Annotated in this window: 17 protein-coding genes; 11 read left to right on the forward strand and 6 right to left on the reverse strand. The window is 65.7% G+C overall.

Annotation, left to right across the window (positions count from 1 at the left end; genetic code table 11):
• Positions 1 to 92 precede the first annotated feature (92 nt).
• The 6 genes from POF53_RS20745 to POF53_RS20770 all read left to right on the forward strand — a co-directional run bounded on the left by POF53_RS20745 (position 93) and on the right by POF53_RS20770 (position 7,474).
• On the forward strand, positions 93 to 1,850 hold the full coding sequence (locus tag POF53_RS20745; RefSeq protein WP_203647835.1) for a sensor histidine kinase: 1,758 nt from the start codon (positions 93 to 95) through the stop codon (positions 1,848 to 1,850).
• Positions 1,844 to 3,178: a sigma-54-dependent transcriptional regulator gene (locus tag POF53_RS20750; RefSeq protein WP_232854628.1), complete on the forward strand. Its 1,335-nt coding sequence runs from the start codon at positions 1,844 to 1,846 to the stop codon at positions 3,176 to 3,178. The genes POF53_RS20745 and POF53_RS20750 overlap by 7 nt, the downstream gene beginning before the upstream one ends.
• Positions 3,179 to 3,436: 258 nt before the next feature.
• The gene (locus POF53_RS20755; protein ID WP_420713634.1) at positions 3,437 to 4,756 is read left to right on the forward strand and encodes an MFS transporter; all 1,320 of its coding nucleotides are present in this window, start codon (positions 3,437 to 3,439) and stop codon (positions 4,754 to 4,756) included.
• A gap of 126 nt (positions 4,757 to 4,882) precedes the next feature.
• The gene (locus POF53_RS20760) at positions 4,883 to 6,034 is read left to right on the forward strand and encodes a Fic family protein (protein WP_498969228.1); all 1,152 of its coding nucleotides are present in this window, start codon (positions 4,883 to 4,885) and stop codon (positions 6,032 to 6,034) included.
• A 350-nt stretch (positions 6,035 to 6,384) separates the two neighbouring features.
• On the forward strand, positions 6,385 to 6,750 hold the full coding sequence (locus POF53_RS20765; protein WP_498969231.1) for a hypothetical protein: 366 nt from the start codon (positions 6,385 to 6,387) through the stop codon (positions 6,748 to 6,750).
• 118 nt (positions 6,751 to 6,868) lie between these two features.
• Entirely contained in the window at positions 6,869 to 7,474 is a 606-nt protein-coding gene (locus tag POF53_RS20770) for a flavin reductase family protein (RefSeq protein WP_203647840.1), read from the forward strand.
• Here POF53_RS20770 and POF53_RS20775 read toward each other — a convergent pair whose 3' ends face one another.
• Both POF53_RS20775 and POF53_RS20780 read right to left on the reverse strand, forming a co-directional pair.
• A complete protein-coding gene (locus tag POF53_RS20775; protein WP_232854631.1) occupies positions 7,475 to 7,708 on the reverse strand; it encodes a hypothetical protein in 234 nt (77 codons plus the stop codon). It abuts the gene before it with no gap.
• 42 nt (positions 7,709 to 7,750) lie between these two features.
• Positions 7,751 to 8,044 (reverse strand): putative quinol monooxygenase, encoded by a 294-nt coding sequence (locus POF53_RS20780; RefSeq protein WP_050703928.1) that lies wholly within the window; start codon positions 8,042 to 8,044, stop codon positions 7,751 to 7,753.
• Positions 8,045 to 8,246: 202 nt separating this feature from the next.
• Between POF53_RS20780 and POF53_RS20785 the strand changes: the two genes are divergently transcribed.
• Entirely contained in the window at positions 8,247 to 9,167 is a 921-nt protein-coding gene (locus tag POF53_RS20785) for an AraC family transcriptional regulator (RefSeq protein ID WP_110737424.1), read from the forward strand.
• Between the two features lie 72 nt (positions 9,168 to 9,239).
• Here POF53_RS20785 and POF53_RS20790 read toward each other — a convergent pair whose 3' ends face one another.
• On the reverse strand, positions 9,240 to 10,880 hold the full coding sequence (locus POF53_RS20790) for a 5-guanidino-2-oxopentanoate decarboxylase (protein WP_498969234.1): 1,641 nt from the start codon (positions 10,878 to 10,880) through the stop codon (positions 9,240 to 9,242).
• A gap of 109 nt (positions 10,881 to 10,989) precedes the next feature.
• Between POF53_RS20790 and POF53_RS20795 the strand changes: the two genes are divergently transcribed.
• The gene (locus POF53_RS20795; protein ID WP_203647842.1) at positions 10,990 to 11,871 is read left to right on the forward strand and encodes a LysR substrate-binding domain-containing protein; all 882 of its coding nucleotides are present in this window, start codon (positions 10,990 to 10,992) and stop codon (positions 11,869 to 11,871) included.
• A 126-nt stretch (positions 11,872 to 11,997) separates the two neighbouring features.
• Here the strand turns inward: POF53_RS20795 and POF53_RS20800 are convergent, their stop codons facing one another.
• Entirely contained in the window at positions 11,998 to 12,612 is a 615-nt protein-coding gene (locus POF53_RS20800) for an NAD(P)-dependent oxidoreductase (protein WP_254464225.1), read from the reverse strand.
• 28 nt (positions 12,613 to 12,640) lie between these two features.
• Positions 12,641 to 13,516 carry an MBL fold metallo-hydrolase gene (locus POF53_RS20805; RefSeq protein WP_254464226.1) on the reverse strand — a complete coding sequence of 292 codons (876 nt, stop codon included), beginning with the start codon at positions 13,514 to 13,516 and terminating at the stop codon, positions 12,641 to 12,643.
• 103 nt (positions 13,517 to 13,619) lie between these two features.
• On the opposite strand from POF53_RS20805, the gene POF53_RS20810 reads away from it, so the two are divergent.
• Together POF53_RS20810 and POF53_RS20815 are read left to right on the forward strand one after the other, a co-directional pair.
• Entirely contained in the window at positions 13,620 to 14,528 is a 909-nt protein-coding gene (locus tag POF53_RS20810) for a LysR family transcriptional regulator (RefSeq protein WP_110737414.1), read from the forward strand.
• Positions 14,529 to 14,604: 76 nt separating this feature from the next.
• Complete coding sequence (locus tag POF53_RS20815) at positions 14,605 to 14,778, forward strand: hypothetical protein (protein WP_177330819.1); 174 nt, start codon at positions 14,605 to 14,607, stop codon at positions 14,776 to 14,778.
• A gap of 6 nt (positions 14,779 to 14,784) precedes the next feature.
• Here POF53_RS20815 and POF53_RS20820 read toward each other — a convergent pair whose 3' ends face one another.
• Positions 14,785 to 15,654 carry an isocitrate lyase/PEP mutase family protein gene (locus POF53_RS20820; protein ID WP_197866695.1) on the reverse strand — a complete coding sequence of 290 codons (870 nt, stop codon included), beginning with the start codon at positions 15,652 to 15,654 and terminating at the stop codon, positions 14,785 to 14,787.
• Positions 15,655 to 16,082: 428 nt separating this feature from the next.
• On the opposite strand from POF53_RS20820, the gene POF53_RS20825 reads away from it, so the two are divergent.
• Entirely contained in the window at positions 16,083 to 17,534 is a 1,452-nt protein-coding gene (locus POF53_RS20825) for an MDR family MFS transporter (protein ID WP_254464227.1), read from the forward strand.
• Positions 17,535 to 17,549: the final 15 nt, after the last annotated feature.

Raw genomic sequence — 17,549 nt, forward strand, 5'->3', positions numbered from 1 at the left:
GCCCGCTCCCACAGGAACATCTGCAATCCTGTGGGAGCGGGCTTGCCCCGCGATGAGGCCGGCACAGACAACCGAGATCCCGGATCCGCCCCATGCCCTCATCCTTCCGCGCCCTGCGCCTGGGTTTGATCATCCTGCTGATCCTGGTCGGCACCACCCTCAGCGCCGGCTGGGCCATGCACCAGGCCAAGCGCCAGGCCATGGAAACCGACGCCCGCCGGGCCAGCGAGCAACTGGGCCTGTATGCCAACGCCCTGCACACCCTGATCGAGCGCTATCGCGCCCTGCCTGCGGTGCTGGCGCTGGATCCGGAGCTGATCGCGGCCCTGCGCGGTCCGATCACCGAGCCGGTGCAGGACGCCCTGAACCGCAAGCTCGAACGCATCAACGGCGCCGCCAACTCCTCCACCCTGGAGCTGCTCGACCGCACGGGCCTGGCCATCGCCGCCAGCAACTGGCGCCTGCCGACCACCTATGTCGGCTCCAACTACGGCTTTCGCCCCTATTTCAAGCAGACCCGCAGCCAGGGCAGCGGCCGGTTCTATGCCGTCGGCGTGACCAGCGGCGTGCCGGGCTACTTCCTGTCCAGCGCGGTAAACGACGAACATGGCCGCTTCCTCGGCGCCATGGTCGTCAAACTTGAGTTCCCGGAGCTGGAACGCGAGTGGCGCCAGGGCAGCGATATCCTGCTGGTCAGCGATGCCCGCGGCATCACCTTCATCGCCAATCAGGACGGCTGGCGCTACCGCGAGCTGCAACCGCTGTCCGGCGCCGACCGCGCCGAACTGGCCGAAACCCGCCAGTACGACAAGCAACCGCTGGTGCCCCTGCAGCACCAGGCCCTGACCCGCTTCACCGACACCAGCCACCTGACCCGCGTGCAAGGCCCGGATGGCACCGCCGAGTACCTGTGGGAGCGCCTGCCCCTGGAGGCCGAAGGCTGGACCCTGCACTTGCTGCGCAAGCCGCAGGTCGCCGAGGATGGCCGCAACGCCGCCCTCGCCGCTGCAGCCATCTGGCTGAGCCTGGTGTTCGCCGCGCTGTTCGTCAGCCAGCGCCTGCGCCTGGCCCGCCTACGCCAACGCAGCCGCGAAGAGCTCAAGCGCCTGGTCGAGGAGCGCACCCGTGAGCTGCATACCGCCCAGGAAGGCCTGGTGCAATCGGCCAAGCTGGCGGCGCTGGGGCAGATGTCGGCAGCCCTGGCCCACGAAATCAACCAGCCGCTGACCACCCAGCGCATGCAGTTGGAAACCCTGCGCCTGCTGCTCGACCATGGCCGCCATGACGAAGCCCGCCAGGCCCTGGAGCCGCTGGAGCAGATGCTGACCCGCATGGCCGCGCTCACCGGCCACCTGAAGACCTTCGCCCGCAACAGCCCCGGCGGCCTGCGCGAACGTCTGGACCTGGCCACGGTGGTCGACCAGGCGCTGCACCTGCTGGATACCCGCATCCGCGCCGAAGGCGTCGAAGTGGCGCTGTACCTGGCCCGCCCGGCCTGGGTCCGCGGCGACGCGATCCGCCTCGAGCAGGTGCTGATCAACCTGCTGCGCAACGCCATCGACGCCATGGCCGACAAACGTTACAAACGCCTGGAGATCCGCATCGAGGCAGACGATGGGCAATGGCGCCTGAGCGTGCTCGATTCCGGTGGTGGCATCCTCGACTGCGACCTGGACCGGGTCTTCGATCCGTTCTTCACCACCAAGCCGGTCGGTGAAGGGCTGGGCCTGGGCCTGGCCATCTCCTATGGCATCGTCATCGACGCCGGTGGCCGCCTGCAGGTCGAGAACCTGCCGGGCGGTGCCCGCTTCAGCCTCACCCTGCCCCGCGACCTGGAGCCTGTATGTTGAATTCGGTGATTGTCGTCGACGACGAAGCGAGCATCCGCACCGCGGTGGAACAGTGGCTGAGCCTGTCGGGCTTCAGCGTGCAACTGTTCGCCCGCGCCGAAGACTGTCTGGACAGGCTCGAGCCGCACTTCCCCGGGGTGATCCTCAGCGACGTACGCATGCCCGGCATGTCCGGCCTGCAACTGCTCGAACAGCTGCAGGCGAACGACCCCGACCTGCCGGTGATCCTGCTCACCGGCCATGGCGATGTGCCCATGGCCGTGGAAGCGATGCGCAATGGCGCCTATGACTTCCTGGAAAAGCCGTTCACACCACAGCACCTGATGGGCAGCCTGCGCCGGGCCCTGGAAAAGCGCCAGCTGGTCCTGGAGAACCGCCACCTGCATGAGCAGGCCGACCTCAAGGCGCAGCTGGAGAACACCCTGCTGGGCATGTCCCAGGGCTTGCAGCAACTGCGCCGCCAGGTGCTGGAGCTGGCCGGCCTGCCGGTCAACGTGCTGATCCGCGGTGAAACCGGCAGCGGCAAGGAGCGCGTGGCGCGCTGCCTGCACGACTTCGGCCCGCGCGCCGACAAACCCTTCGTCGCCCTCAACTGCGCGGCCATTCCCGAAACATTGTTCGAGGCCGAGCTGTTCGGCCATGAGAGCGGCGCGTTCACCGGTGCCCAGGGCAAGCGAATCGGCAAACTGGAGTACGCCAATGGCGGTACCGTGTTCCTCGACGAAATCGAAAGCATGCCACTGGCCCAGCAGGCCAAGCTGCTGCGGGTGATCCAGGAACAGAAGCTTGAGCGGCTGGGCGCCAATCAGAGCATCAGCGTCGACCTGCGCATCATTGCCGCGACCAAGCCGGACCTGCTTGAAGAAGCCCGCGCCGGGCGTTTCCGCGAAGACCTGGCCTATCGCCTGAACGTCGCCGAACTGCGCTTGGCGCCCCTGCGCGAACGGCGTGAGGACATCCCGCTGCTGTTTGAGCATTTTGCCCGCGGCGCCGCCGAACGCCTGGGGCGCAGCGCCCCACCGCTGAGCGGCGCGCAACTGGCGCGCCTGCTGGCCCACGATTGGCCGGGCAATGTGCGCGAGCTGGCCAATGCCGCCGAACGGCATGCCTTGGGGTTGGGCTCGCCGGCTTTGGAGGTCGCGTCCGGCGGGCAATCCCTGGTCGAGCAGATGGAAGCGTTCGAGGCCCAGTGTCTGCGCGCTGCATTGCGTCAGCACAAGGGTGAGATCAAGGGCGTGATGGAGGCACTGCAACTGCCGCGGCGCACACTCAATGAAAAGATGCAGCGGCATGGGTTGGCGAGAGAGGACTTTCTTGAGCGCGAATGAGCGGATTCTTGCCTATCCATTGGCGAGAACAAGCGAAATTCCGCTCACTCACTGATCCTCCGAGGCACTTCTTCGCGGGGCAAGCCCGCTCCTACAAGGATATGCATTACCCGCAGGTTACAGGGGTTGCGTGGGAGCGGACCGGCTCACGATGCACCCAAACGGATCACTGCGCCCCCACCTGGCACACCTCCTGCAAAACCCTTCTCAAGCTGCGCCTCGAGCGCGCTCCACAAAAACAACGAGAAGGTATCCCTGATGGATAACGCCAGCACTCTGCCCACCGGGGCGGCCGTTGCGCCCGCCGCGCAAAAGTCCACCGCCAGTCGCCTCAAATCGATCTTCAGTGGTTCCATCGGCAACATGGTCGAATGGTACGACTGGTATGTCTACGCCGCATTCTCGCTGTACTTCGCCAAGGCCTTCTTCCCCGCCGGCGACACCACCGCCCAACTGCTCAACACCGCCGCGATCTTCGCCGTGGGCTTCCTCATGCGCCCGATCGGTGGCTGGCTGATGGGCCTGTACGCCGACCGCAAGGGCCGCAAGGCGGCACTGATGGCTTCGGTGCTGCTGATGTGCGCAGGCTCCCTGGTCATCGCCCTGACCCCGGGCTACGAGACCATCGGCGTCGCTGCGCCAGTCCTGCTGGTCATCGCCCGCCTGATGCAGGGCTTGTCGGTGGGTGGCGAATACGGTACCTCCGCCACTTATCTGAGCGAGATGGCCAGCAAGGAACGCCGTGGCTTCTTCTCCAGCTTCCAGTACGTCACCCTGATCTCGGGTCAGCTCATCGCCCTGGCGGTGCTGATCGTCCTGCAGAACACCCTGACCACCGAGGAGCTGTATGCCTGGGGCTGGCGCGTGCCGTTCGTGATCGGCGCGCTGTGCGCGGTGGTCGCCCTGTACCTGCGTCGCGGTATGGAAGAAACCGCGTCCTTCACCAAGAAGGAAAAATCCAAGGAAAACCTGATGCGCACCCTGCTGCGCCATCCCAAGGAGCTGATGACCGTGGTCGGCCTGACCATGGGCGGAACCCTGGCCTTCTACACCTACACCACCTACATGCAGAAGTATCTGGTCAACACCGTGGGCATGAGCATCAGCGACTCGACCACCATTTCGGCGGCCACGCTGTTCCTGTTCATGTGCCTGCAACCAGTGATCGGCGGGCTGTCCGACAAGATCGGTCGACGCCCTATCCTGATCGCCTTCGGCGTGCTCGGCACCCTGTTCACCGTGCCGATCCTCAGCACCCTGCACACCATCCAGACCTGGTGGGGCGCGTTCTTCCTGATCATGGCCGCGCTGATCATCGTCAGCGGCTACACCTCGATCAACGCCGTGGTCAAGGCCGAACTGTTCCCGACCGAGATCCGCGCCCTGGGCGTCGGCCTGCCGTACGCGCTGACCGTGTCGATCTTCGGCGGCACCGCCGAGTACGTGGCCCTGTGGTTCAAGAGCGCCGGCATGGAGACTGGCTACTACTGGTACGTCACCGCCTGCATCGCCTGTTCGTTGCTGGTGTACGCGACTATGAAGGACACCAAGCAGCATTCGCGGATCACCACCGACTGATCCCTCCTCGCAGAACTGAAAAGGGGCGCTCCGGATGACCGGGCGCCCCTTTTTTAATGGATTGTGAGCCAAATAATAGCGTCATTCGGCTCACATCATGAGCCGAATGACGCTATTATTTGGCTCATGAACCCAAAAGCGCACACGGCTGCAGACACCGTCTGGGTCTGGCAGCAGGCCGACTGGCCCGACGTTCGTTGGGACGCGTCGCAACTGGCAACCTTGCTCAGGGACTGCGTCCAGGCGCAAGGCTGCCTGCTTGGCAGAGCGGGGGCGGTGACCGAGGCCAATGCCAACCTCGATACACTCGATACCCTGCTGCAGAACATTGTCACGTCCTCGGCCATCGAGGGTGAGCAGCTCAATGTGGAGTCCGTGCGCTCTTCCCTGGCCCGCCGGCTCGGGATTGCCGAGCCAGGAACGACCACGACACGCAGCGAGGGCCTGGCCGAGTTGATGGTGGATGCGACCATGGGCTATGTTCGGCCACTGGATCAGCAGCGCCTGTTCCTGTGGCATCGCTGGCTGTTCCCCGAGCATGACACTACGCTCGCACCGCCCATGCCAGTCGGCGCATGGCGCGACGATGCCCCGATGCAGGTGGTGTCGGGTCGTATCGACAAACCCAGGGTGCATTTCGAAGCACCGCCGCGTGCCGGCCTGGAGCAGCAGGTGCAGCAGTTCCTCGACTGGTTCGAGAGAAGCCGCAGTGATCGGCAACTCGACCCCCTGCTACGCGCGGGGCTCGCCCATTTCTGGTTCGTCACCTTGCACCCCTTCGCCGATGGCAATGGCCGCCTGGCCCGCGCCATCACAGACCTGGCATTGGCCCAGGGCGAGCAGCGGGCGGTCCGTTTCTACGCCATGTCCAGCAGCATCCTGGAAGACCGGGCCGGCTACTACGCAGTCCTTGAAAGCAGCCAGCGCGGCGGCCTGGACGTCACACAATGGTTGGCCTGGTTCCTTGCCACCTTGCTGCGCAGCCTCCAGCAAGCGCTGGCGCGCATCGACCGGGTGCTGGCAAAGGCACGCTTCTGGCTGATCCATCGCGGCGACGGCTTGTTGCCCGAACAGGTCAAAGTGCTCAATCGCCTGCTCGACGGTGGCCCTCGCGGCTTCGAGGCGGGTATCAGCGCCAGCCAGTATCAGGCTGTGGCCAAGGTCTCCAAGGCCACAGCCACCCGGCACCTTGCCGACCTGCTGGACAAGCACTGCCTGGTTCGTCTGCCCGGCGGCGGACGAAGCACCCGCTACAGGGTGAATACCCAGGAGACATGAGCGGGGCTGCTCAACGAGCACTCTGAAAAGCTCGACCGCTCGCTGAACCTCGCATCACGGGTAACAGGCCTCCCTCTCGTGAAAAGCCGCCTCCTCCCTTAATTCCCAATTAACTGCCTGGGCTCATTCTGAAATGGCCCTGCCACCGCCTGGCCCTCCCGAAAACCGATGGGAGCGGTGCTGGGCGGCGGCCGGGGCGCCAATGGCAACTTCCTGCAGTTACCCGCGCCAAAAACAATCGACTTAATCGATTCTTATACGTGGTTTTTTGCGCTTTTTAATCAAATTAATAGGCGTAGCATTAAACCCATAGAAACAACAACCCCAAGCAATCCACCGGAGCAACGGCCATGAAAAACCAACTGATCCTCACCCTCGCCCTCTCTGTTCTGTCCACGGGTGCCTTCGCCGAAGACGGTTTCGACCGTACCGGCGCCCACACCTTCGCTGCCGTGCAGAGTCAGTCGGCTATCTACGCAGAAGATGGCTTCGATCGTACCGGTGGGCAGCGCTTCGCCGAAGACGGCTTCGACCGCACCGGCGGCCAACGCTTCGCCGAAGACGGCTTCGACCGCACCGGCGGCCAACGCTTCGCCGAAGACGGCTTCGATCGCACAGGCGGCCAACGCTTCGCCGAAGACGGCTTTGATCGCACCGGCGGCCAACGCTTCGCCGAAGATGGCTTCGACCGCACCAACGGCCACCGCATCAGCTGATCGCTGATGCGCGCAACCAGCCCGGCTTCGGCCGGGCTTGATCATTTGCAGCCGGGCCAAGCCTTGGCACACTAGGCGCCTTGTCTCCCACCAGGAAGGGCCTCGCGGCCTTGCGCAGATGTACTACTACGAACCCGCCAAAGGCCACGGCCTGCCCCACGACCCGTTCAACGCCATCGTCGGCCCACGGCCCATCGGCTGGATCTCCAGCCACGACCGCGAAGGCCGCCTGAACCTGGCGCCCTACAGCTTCTTCAACGCCTTCAACTACATCCCTCCGATCATCGGTTTCTGCAGCGTCGGGCGCAAAGACAGCCTGAACAACATCGAGCAGACCGGTGAGTTCGTCTGGAACCTGGCCACCCGTCCGCTGGCGCAGCAGATGAACCAGAGCTGCGCCGCCGTGGCGGCGGATGTCGACGAGTTCACACTCAGCGGCCTCACCCCGACCGCCTCGAATGTGGTCAAGGTGCCGCGCGTGGGCGAAAGCCCGGTGAGCTTCGAATGCAAGGTCAGCCAGATCGTCCAGCTCAAGCGCGCCGACCAGGAAGTGGTTCCCAGCTGGCTGATCCTCGGTGAGGTGGTGGCGGTGCACATTGCCGAGCACCTGCTCAAGGACGGCATCTACGACACCGCCGCAGCCGAGCCGATCCTGCGTGGCGGCGGCCCGGCCGACTACTTCGCGCTGGGCGAGCTGTTCAAGATGGCTCGCCCACAGGTCTGATCAAAAGACCAGTTCACCTTCCTCGCTCACGCCCTGCAGGCGTTCGAGTTCGGCACAAGCGGCCTGGTCGGCCGCGATCGCCGACTGGAACACCTGCCCGTCCAGCACTTTGTGAAAGCGCGGCGCGCCGCCCATGACCAGGGCCTTCACGGCGATCGCCGCGTGGTAGCCGCCGCCTTGCACCGGAACCATTGCCGAAACCGCTTCGAAGTGGGGGAATTCTCTACGTGCCATGTCGCTTTGCGCCTGTGTGATCGAGGGGCGGCATTCTACACGTTAGGCGAAGGTATGCAGGTCCAGGCTGCTGACCACCTGCTCCTGCACCAGCTCCCCGAACACGTCGAGGGTGGGCGAAGCGAAATAGCCACTCATCGCCTGCTGGTCGCACCAGCTGCCGCTGAGCAGCCACAGGTCGGCATCGACCTGCGAGCGCTGCACGCTGAAGCTCAGGCAGCCCGGCGCACGTCGCGACGGCTCGAGCAAGTCGCGCAGGCGCACGCCGAGTTCTGCGGATCGACCGTTGCTGGCGCGGATGAAAGCCAGGTGTGTGACCGGTTGTTGCTGGGTCATGAACGATCTCCTTGAAGCGCTACGGACGGGAAAACCAGGCTGCCAAGGTTAGAGGTTCGCCCGCGCGGGACGTTAGGCCATTACTGCCGGCCGATTGCCTGATCCTGCAACGCGGCAGGATCAGGCAATCGATCTGCAGCTTTCGACTAGCGCCTGCCATTGCCCAAACCTATGCTGCGTCGGTCAGCAGAGGAATCCCGCCATGAGTTCATCCACGCCCCTCGATCCGCTTCTGGAACAGCAACGCCAGGAGCTGGCCGGGCTGATCCGACGTCACGCCAACGGCCCCTATGGCGCGGTGTCGGCCATCGAAGACCTGTACCTGACTCGCTATGAAGAAGATGTGCGCGGCATGCCGGCCCTGGCGCAACCGGCCTTGTGCATCCTGGCCCAGGGCAGCAAGACATTGTTCCTGGGCGACGAGCGCTATACCTACGACCCGCTGCACTACATGGTGGTCTCGGTAACGCTGCCCATCACCGGCGCCCTGCTCGAAGCCAGCCCCGAGAACCCCTGCCTGGGTTTGCGCCTGGACATCGACCCGGCGCAGATCAGCCAGCTGATCGCCGAGAGCGGGCCGATACTGGTCCCCGGCCAATCCTCCGGCCGAGGGCTGTTCGTGGAGAAAAGCGATCCGCAGTTGCTCGACACGCTGCTGCGCCTGGTCCGCCTGCTCGACAGCCCACGAGATATTGCCGTGCTCGCCCCACTGGTGCGCCGCGAGCTGATGTATCGCGTGCTGCGTGGCCCCCAGGGCTGGCGGCTGTGCGAGATCGCCCTGTCCAGCAGCCAGACCCACCGGGTATGCCAGGCCATCGCCTGGCTCAATCGGCATTACCAGGAGCCCTTGCGCATCGAGGACCTGGCGCGCGAGGTCAACCTCAGCACCTCGACCCTGCACCACCGTTTCAAGGCCGTGACCTCAATGAGCCCGTTGCAGTACCAGAAGCAGCTGCGCCTGCAGGAGGCGCGGCGACTGATGCTCAACGACGGGCTGGAGGCCGCGGTGGCTGGCTACCGGGTAGGTTATGAAAGCCCGTCGCAGTTCAGCCGCGAGTACAGCCGCCTGTACGGCGCGCCGCCGATTCGCGACGTGGCGCGCCTGCGCGCCAGCGCCAGCTGAAAAGAGACAAACATCGGGCGACTGTAGGAGCGGGCTTGCCCCGCGATCGAGGGCAAAGCCCTCGCTGCAGCTTCAGCCCTGAACCGCCCGCTGCCACTGACCTTGATCCACCTGGATCAAGGTCGGCCCCCTGCGCTCCACCGCCCTGCCCAACGCTGCCTGCAGTTGCGCCACATCACCCACGTCCTCTGCCTCGGCCCCCAACGCCCGCGCCACGCCAATGAAGTCCGGGGTATGGATGTCCACGCCGACCGGCTCGATCGCCCGGTTGACCATGTACTTCTTGATCTCCTCGTACCCCTGGTTGTTCCACAGCAGCACGATCAATGGCACCTGCGCCTCGACCGCGCTGGCAAGCTCAGGCAGGGTGAACTGCAGCCCGCCGTCACCGATCAGGCACACCGCCGGCGCGCGTACGGCGGGCGACTCGGCGCTGCCCAGCCAGGCGCCCATGGCGGCCGGCAACGCGTATCCCAGCGTGCCGTAACCAGTGGAGGCATTGAACCAGCGACGCGGCCTGGCCATGTCCAGAGTCAGGTTGCCGGTATAGACCGGCTGGGTCGAGTCGCCCACCAGGATGGCGTCCGGCAGGGTCTGCAGGATGCTGGTCAGCAGACGGGTCTGGCTCAGGGTCGGCTGGTCCCAGCTGGCCGCGTTGTCCTGGCGCAGACGGGCGGCCCGCGCCGCTCCCCAATCGCTTTCGCGCGGCGGTTGCGCCTGCAGGTTCAGGGCCACCAACAGCGCTTCAATAGCCTGGGCGGCATCCGCTACCAGGGCAAGTTCGGGCAGGTAGTTGCGCACCGTCTGGTCCGGGTCGATATCGATCCGCAGCAGGCTGCCGGGGATCTCGAAACCGCCCTTGAAGGTCACGTCGTAGTCGGTTTCGGCCAGTTCGGTGCCGATGGCCAGCACCACGTCGGCCTCGGCCACCAGCGCACGGGTGGCCGGCAGGGTCTGGGTCGAGCCGATCTGCAGCGGATGGTTCGCGGGCAACAACCCCTTGGCGTTGATGGTCAGCGCCACCGGCGCCTGCAGGTGCTCGGCCAGCCGCGCCAGCCCGGCGCCCGCCTCCAGCGCACCGCCACCGGCCAGGATCAGCGGACGCCGCGCCTTGGCCAGGCGCACGGCCATGCGTTGCACGGTCTGTGGCGCGGCGCCGGCCCGGGTGGTGCGCACCACGCGGCCCGGCAACAGGTGATCGGCGGGTTCCACCAGCACATCCAGCGGGATCTCGATATGCACCGGGCGAGGTCGGGCGCCATCGAACACGGCGAAGGCGCGGGCCAGCACCTCGGGCAGGTCATCGGCGCTCATCAGCGTGTGCGAGAACGCCGCCACCCCCGCGACCAGGCCAGCCTGGTTGGGCAGCTCGTGCAGCTTGCCGCGTCCACCGCCCAGCTGGCTACGCGATTGCACGCTGGAAATCACCAGCATCGGGATCGAGTCGGCATAGGCCTGGCCCATGGCGGTGGTGATGTTGGTCATGCCCGGGCCGGTGATGATGAAGCACACCCCAGGCTTGCCCCGGGTACGCGAGTAGCCGTCGGCCATGAACCCGGCCCCCTGCTCGTGGCGCGGGGTGATGTGACGGATCGAGGAGGCGGCCAGGCCGCGGTAGAGTTCCACGGTATGCACGCCGGGAATGCCGAAGACATGATCGACGCCATAGCCTTCGAGGAGTTTGACCAGCACTTCACCACAGGTTGCCATCATCGAGTACCCGATTCTTGTTGAGACCTGTGCTCATGGAACCAAGCGCCGACTACCGCCACAATGCAAAAAAACACATACTAGCCATGACCTCACATCATGGCTTGTCACAATGAAACGCCTGCCGCCCCTCCCCGCCCTGCACACCTTCCTGGTGACCGCCCGGCACTGCAACTTCACCCGCGCCGCGCAACAGCTGCACATCACCCAGGGCGCGGTCAGCCGGCAGATCGCCGGGCTCGAGGAGCACCTGGGCTACGCGTTGTTCCAGCGCCAGGCCCGGGGCCTGGCGCTGACCCGCGAAGGGCAGGACTGGCTGCCCCGGGTGCAGCAGATCTTTGCCCTGATCGAGCAAGGCGTGCGCGAGGTCGGCGGGCGTAGCGCGACACTGCAGCTAAAGGCGCCGACCTGCGTGATGCGCTGGCTGCTGCCACGCTTGCTGGAATGGCAGGCACTGCGCCCGGACGTGCCGGTGGAGTTGACCACCACGGTGCAGCACGGCGTGGATTTTCGCCGCGAGGGCTTCGATGCGGCCGTGGTGTATGGCGCGGCGCCGAACCATGGGCTGCAGGTACGCAAGCTGTTCGATGAACAACTGACGCCGGTCTGCGCGCCATCGGTATCAAGCGACCTCTTGCAGTTGCAGGACCTGGCGCGGCAGATGCTGCTGCACCCCTCGCGGGACGAACACGACTGGCAGCTGTGGTTGCAGGCGGCCAACGCCGGGTTCGAGCCCCAGGGGCCGAAGCAGCACTTCGAGACGTTGGACATGGCAATGGCCATGGCCTCCCAGGGGACGGGGATCGCCATCGGCGATTTCTCGCTGATCGGCGACGACCTGCGCACAGGCCGGTTGTGCATGCCGTTCGAGCTGAAGGTGACGACCGGGAAGGGCTATTACCTGGTGAGCCCGTCGAAGACCATGCCCACGGGGCTGGTCGAGTTGGTGGAGTGGCTGCAGACGCGCGCCTCAAGCCTTGCGCAACCTTTGTAGGAGCGGCCTTGTGCCGCGAAAGGGCCGCATAGCGGCCCCGGCGATATCTGATTTGTCGCTGAAAGCCTGGGGCTGCTGTGCAGCCCTTTCGCGGCACGAGGCCGCTCCTACAGGGTACCGCGCGACTCAGTAGCCGACCGTGAACCGCGCCCGCGAGTGCGCCGGTTTCTCCAGCTCGTCGAGCATGGCGATGGCGTAATCGGCAAAGGTGATCCAGCTCTTGCCATCAGCGCCGATCAGCAGGTGGTCCTTGCCCAGGGTGTAGTGCCCGCTGCGCTCACCTTCGACGAACTCCGCCGACGGCGACAGGAAGGTCCAGTCCAGGGTCGGCTCGCGGCGCAGCGTTTCGAGGAAGCGCACCCCGGCACTGGCCTCGGCCTTGTAGGCCTCCGGGAAGTCCGGGCTGTCGATCACCCGGTGCCCGGACGGCAGCAGCAGGCTGCCGGCACCACCCACCACCAGCAGGCGCTTGACCCCGGCACGCTTGACCGGCTCGATGATCGCGCCAGGCTCGAGGGTGGAGAAATGCGCCGCGCTCAACACCGCATCGCAGCCAGTCACGGCCGTCTGCAGGGCGGCGCTGTCCTTGGCATCCAGCGCCTTGACCGTCACGCCGTCACGGCCTTGCAGCTTGCCCGGATCCCGAGCGATGGCCACCACACTGTGGCCACGACGCAGGGCCTCTTCCAGCAACTGGCTGCCGGCGCGCCCGGTGGCGCCGATGATTGCGATCTTGCTCATGGGAAACACTCCAACAGGTTGAAAGGGATTACCACTTCATCTCGCCCTTGGCGACCTTGGCCCCCAGTTCCAGGGAGCTCTCGTCGGCAAGGTTCGGGTAGCGTTGCTTCATCGCCGCGATCAGCGCGGTGGAATCGGCGGCCTTGGCGGCTTCGGTATCGAAGTCACGAATGTAGCCGGTGGTGAAGCGCACTGCGTCCAGCGAGCGGCTGCTGTCGCCCAGGTAATGCCCGGGGATCACCGTGCGCGGGGCCAGCTGCTCGATCTTCGTCAGGGTGCTCAGCCAGTCGGCGTGGGATTGCGCGGTCTGGGTGTCGGCCATCCACACGTGGATATGTTCGGAAACCACCACGCCACCGACCACTGCCTTGATCGAGGGAATCCAGACGAAGCTGCGGTCCGGCTGTGGACCGTCCAGGCCGACAACCTCCAGTGCCTGGCCTTCAAGCTCCAGGCGATTGCCCTCGAGGACCTGCGGCACCACCAGGCGTGCCGGCTTGTCCGCGCCCATCTGCGGGCCCCAGTAGGCCAGCTTGGCGTCCATGGTCTTGCGGATGTGCTCGACCGTGGCGGCCGAGGCGACCACCCGGGCCTTGGGAAACGCCTGGGTGATGGTGTCCAGGCCGAAGTAGTAGTCGGGGTCGCCATGGCTGACATAGATGGTGGTCAGCTGCTTGCCGCTGGCACGCAGGCGTTCGACCACCTGCTCGGCCTGGCCTTTGCCGAACTGGGCGTCGACCAGGATGGCGTCGTGGGCGCCGCTGACGATCACCGAACTGACCGGGAAGATCGCCGCGTGGCCAGGGTTGTAGGCTTCGAGCTTGAGCGGTTCGCCGGCCATGGCCTGGCCGCCGAGGGTTATACAGGCCAGCAGCAGGCCGCGCAGGGGGGTGAGGAGAGACATCGCAAGATCCTGTGAGTGGGACGATGCAGGCAAGCTTAGTTGCCCGAACCAATACAAAAAATGCGATGCTTCGACATAGTTTGTTTCTGAAATCGGACAGATCATGGATCGCCTCAATGCCATGCGCGTATTTGTCACCGTCGTCGACCTGGGCAGCCAGTCCGCCGCGGCGGATCATCTGGAGCTTTCCAGGCCCGTGGTCTCACGCTACCTGGCGGAGCTGGAGGACTGGGTCGGCGCGCGCCTGATGCAACGTACCACGCGCAAGCTCAGCCTGACGGCCGCAGGCCTCGAGACCCTGCCCCGCTGTCGCCAGCTGCTGGAGCTGGCCGGCGACCTGCAGAACGCCGTGCGCCAGCCGGACGACGCGCCCCGTGGTGAACTGCGCATCAGTGTCAGCACCTCATTCGGCCAGGCCCAGCTGGTGGATGCGCTGGCCGCCTATGTCAAACGCTACCCCGGGGTGAAGGTGGAACTGCAGATGCTCGACCGCACCGTCAACCTGGTGGACGAGCGCATCGACCTGGCCATCCGCACCAGCAACGACGTCGACCCCAACCTCATCGCCCGACGCCTGAGCGTGTGCCGCTCGGTGGTCTGCGCCAGCCCCGCCTACCTGCGCGAGCACGGCACGCCGCGCCAGGTCGAGGAACTGAGCCGGCACAACTGCCTGACCCATGCCTACTTCGGTCACAGCCTGTGGCATTTCGAGGTGGACGGGCAGAACGTCGCCGTGCCGGTGCAGGGCAATATCAGCGCCAACGAGGCCATGACCCTGCAGAAAGCCGCCCTGGCCCACGCCGGCATCGCCATGCTGCCCACCTACCAGGCGGCTGCTGCGTTGCGCAATGGCGACCTGGTGCGGTTGCTGCCGTACGCCAAACCACGAGAGTTGACGCTCAACGCTGTGTACACCTCGCGCAAGCACATGCCGGCGACACTGCGCAGCATGCTGGACTTCCTGGCGCAGCGGTTCGGCGACGAGCCGGAGTGGGACAAGGGATTGAGCTGAGTCCAGGCCATGCAGATCCGCGCACAAGGCCTATGCTTGAAGGTATCACCTGTTGCACCAACAGGAGGTCCGCACCATGAGCATCAAATCCAGGCGTTGCGCCCTCGTCTTTGCCCTGGTCGCGGTGGCCGGGCTCTACGGCTCGGCCTGCTGGCGGGTCGAGCTGCTGCGCAGCCAGCCCAACGCGGCCGCCAGCTGCGTCCACGAGCACTGCGTCCCTCATAGCGCCACGCTGAGCGCCGTCAGGTAGAGAGGATCACTCCTCGACGCTCATGTACTCTTTCGCCCAGCGGATGTAGTCCTCGGGCTGGGTGTAGGTGTGCGAAAGCTCGGTGGCGCCGAGGTTGTCCGATTTGTGCTGCTGGCCGCGCTGCTGGCGCAGGCAGTCGTAGGTGGCCTTGATCGCGGCGAAGTAGGCGGCATGGCCATCGACCACGATGCGCACGCCCAGGCGCGCCAGGCGCTCGTCGTCACGCAGGTTCGGGTTGGCGTAGGTGACCAGCATCAGCGGCACGCTCAGGTGCTCGGCGATCTGCTCCAACTGCTCGAAGTCCTTCACCCCCACCATGCAGATGCCATCGGCGCCGGCCTTCTGGTAGCTCTGGGTGCGGACGATGATTTCCTCGGTGGTGAGCACGCCGGCATTGGTCCGGGCGATGATCGCCAGCGCCGAATCGACACGCGCCTCCAGCGCCGCACGAATCTTGCCCACGCCCTCCTCCACCGAGATCAGGTCGGTGGACTTGCGACCGAACTGGGCCGGCAGCAAGGTATCCTCGATGGTCAGCGCGGCCACGCCGGCGCGCTCCAGTTCGATGACCGTGCGCATCACGTTGAGCGCATTGCCATAGCCATGGTCGGCATCGGCCAGTACCGGCAACTGGGCGACGCGACCGATGCGGGTGGCCTGCTCGACGAACTCGCTGAGGGTGATCAGGGCGAAGTCCGGCGCGGCCAGGACCTGCAACGAGGCGACCGAGCCGCCGAGGATGCCGACTTCGAAGCCCAGGTCCGCGGCGATACGGGCGGACATCGGGTCGAAGACCGAAGCGGTGTGATAGCACGAACCTGAAGCAAGCAGTTCGCGGAAGGCAAAACGCAGATCGTGGTGGGAAGCCTTGGGCATGATCACTCCGCTTGTAATGAAATTTGTGAACGGCTGACAACCGACCCCTGAATCGGGTCTACCTGACTGTTCCAACCGTCGCCATCTGGGCGGTCATGCTCGACATGCAGGCAGAGGAATAGAAGGTGTGGACATACAGCGACGCGAAATCCTGCGGCAAATGGCTGCACCATGCTGGTGCAGGCCCCGGATTTCAGCCTCTGCGGCCTAGCCACGATATCACGCGGCCATGCAGCACTGGATGAATGCGCCAATGCCGATCTTGCATAGGGGATGCACGGAGTACATAGGTAGCTATGTAACTCAGGGTACAATTGTCTCGCTGGTGGCAGTGGGATTGCCCCGCGATGGCCACACCGCACTGCATGGCACCGGCTTGGCCGGTGTTCGCGGGACAAGCCCGCTCCTACAAGAAAAAGGAACCGAACGTGACCGCCGCCCTGCCCCCCACCGTCCTGCGCAGCGTCCTGACCGCCCTGATGCTGGCGATCTTCCTCGGCGCCCTCGACCAGACCATCGTCGCCGTGTCCATGCCGGCGATTTCCGCGCAATTCAATGATGTCGGGCTGCTGGCCTGGGTCATCTCCGGCTACATGGTGGCCATGACCATCGCCGTGCCGATCTACGGCAAGCTCGGCGACCTGTATGGCCGGCGGCGCATGATCCTCACCGGCACTGCCCTGTTCACCCTGGCCTCGGTGGCCTGCGGCCTGGCCCAGGACATGCCGCAGCTGGTGCTGGCGCGGGTGCTCCAGGGCATCGGCGCTGGCGGCATGGTGTCGGTGAGCCAGGCGATCATCGGCGACTACGTGCCGCCCCGCGAGCGCGGCCGCTACCAGGGTTATTTCAGCAGCATGTATGCCCTGGCCAGTGTCGCCGGGCCGGTGCTCGGCGGCTGGCTGACCGAGTATCTTTCCTGGCGCTGGGTGTTCTGGATCAACCTGCCGCTGGGGCTGGTGGCGCTCTGGGTGATCCACCGGGCGTTGGACGGTTTGTCGGTCAAGCGCCGCGAGGCCCGGGTGGACTACCTGGGCGCGGTGTTGATGATCCTCGGCCTGGGCAGCCTGCTGCTGGGCATCACCCTGGTCGGCCAGGGGCATGCCTGGCTGTCGCCGCAGGTGCTGGCGCTGCTGGGCTGCGCGCTGCTCGGGCTGCTGGCATTCATCGCCCACGAGCGCCGTTGCCGTGAGCCGCTGCTGCCGCTGGGCCTGTTCGGCAACCGGGTCGCGGTGCTGTGCTGGTGCGTGATTTCCTTCGCCAGTTTCCAATCGATCTCGCTGACCATGCTCATGCCCCTGCGCTACCAGGGCATCACCGGGGCCGGCGCTGACAGCGCGGCACTGCACCTGCTGCCGCTGGCCATGGGTCTGCCCATCGGTGCCTTCACCGGCGGGCGCATGACCAGCCGCACCGGCCGCTTCAAGCCGCAGATCCTCACCGGTGCGCTGCTGATGCCGCTGGCCATCGCCGCCATGGCGCTGACGCCGCCGCAATCGGGGTTGCTCAGCGCACTGTTCATGCTACTGACCGGGATCGCCTGCGGCCTGCAGTTCCCCACCTCGCTGGTGGGCACGCAAAGCGCGGTGGACAGCCGGGACATCGGCGTGGCGACCAGCACCACCAACCTGTTCCGCTCGCTCGGCGGGGCGATGGGCGTGGCGTGCATGTCCAGCCTGCTGCTGGCGCTGCTGCATCAGGGCGGCTTGGAGATGCTGGGCAACCCATTGCTGGGCAGCCTCAAGGCGGGCGAGGCGGATCCGCAGACCCAGCTGCGCTTGCTGGAAACCTTCCGCGACCTGTTGCTGGTCAGTGCCGGGGCTTCGCTGATCGGACTGCTGGCGGCGCTGGCACTGCCGGACCCGCAGTTGCGTGGGCGCTGAGGATTGTGGGCTTGC

It is taken from the genome of Mitsuaria sp. RG (assembly GCF_028369275.1).
In the GTDB taxonomy this organism is placed as follows: domain Bacteria; phylum Pseudomonadota; class Gammaproteobacteria; order Pseudomonadales; family Pseudomonadaceae; genus Aquipseudomonas; species Aquipseudomonas peradeniyensis.

Coding starts and splice junctions, on each gene's coding strand:
- POF53_RS20770 (WP_203647840.1), top strand. CDS start 6,869: ATGTACTACTACGAACCCGCCAAAGGCCACGGCCTGCCCCACGACCCG.
- POF53_RS20800 (WP_254464225.1), bottom strand. CDS start 12,612: ATGAGCAAGATCGCAATCATCGGCGCCACCGGGCGCGCCGGCAGCCAG.
- POF53_RS20765 (WP_498969231.1), top strand. CDS start 6,385: ATGAAAAACCAACTGATCCTCACCCTCGCCCTCTCTGTTCTGTCCACG.
- POF53_RS20815 (WP_177330819.1), top strand. CDS start 14,605: ATGAGCATCAAATCCAGGCGTTGCGCCCTCGTCTTTGCCCTGGTCGCG.
- POF53_RS20755 (WP_420713634.1), top strand. CDS start 3,437: ATGGATAACGCCAGCACTCTGCCCACCGGGGCGGCCGTTGCGCCCGCC.
- POF53_RS20805 (WP_254464226.1), bottom strand. CDS start 13,516: ATGTCTCTCCTCACCCCCCTGCGCGGCCTGCTGCTGGCCTGTATAACC.
- POF53_RS20820 (WP_197866695.1), bottom strand. CDS start 15,654: ATGCCCAAGGCTTCCCACCACGATCTGCGTTTTGCCTTCCGCGAACTG.
- POF53_RS20745 (WP_203647835.1), top strand. CDS start 93: ATGCCCTCATCCTTCCGCGCCCTGCGCCTGGGTTTGATCATCCTGCTG.
- POF53_RS20780 (WP_050703928.1), bottom strand. CDS start 8,044: ATGACCCAGCAACAACCGGTCACACACCTGGCTTTCATCCGCGCCAGC.
- POF53_RS20795 (WP_203647842.1), top strand. CDS start 10,990: ATGAAACGCCTGCCGCCCCTCCCCGCCCTGCACACCTTCCTGGTGACC.
- POF53_RS20790 (WP_498969234.1), bottom strand. CDS start 10,880: ATGATGGCAACCTGTGGTGAAGTGCTGGTCAAACTCCTCGAAGGCTAT.
- POF53_RS20750 (WP_232854628.1), top strand. CDS start 1,844: ATGTTGAATTCGGTGATTGTCGTCGACGACGAAGCGAGCATCCGCACC.
- POF53_RS20760 (WP_498969228.1), top strand. CDS start 4,883: ATGAACCCAAAAGCGCACACGGCTGCAGACACCGTCTGGGTCTGGCAG.
- POF53_RS20810 (WP_110737414.1), top strand. CDS start 13,620: ATGGATCGCCTCAATGCCATGCGCGTATTTGTCACCGTCGTCGACCTG.
- POF53_RS20775 (WP_232854631.1), bottom strand. CDS start 7,708: ATGGCACGTAGAGAATTCCCCCACTTCGAAGCGGTTTCGGCAATGGTT.
- POF53_RS20785 (WP_110737424.1), top strand. CDS start 8,247: ATGAGTTCATCCACGCCCCTCGATCCGCTTCTGGAACAGCAACGCCAG.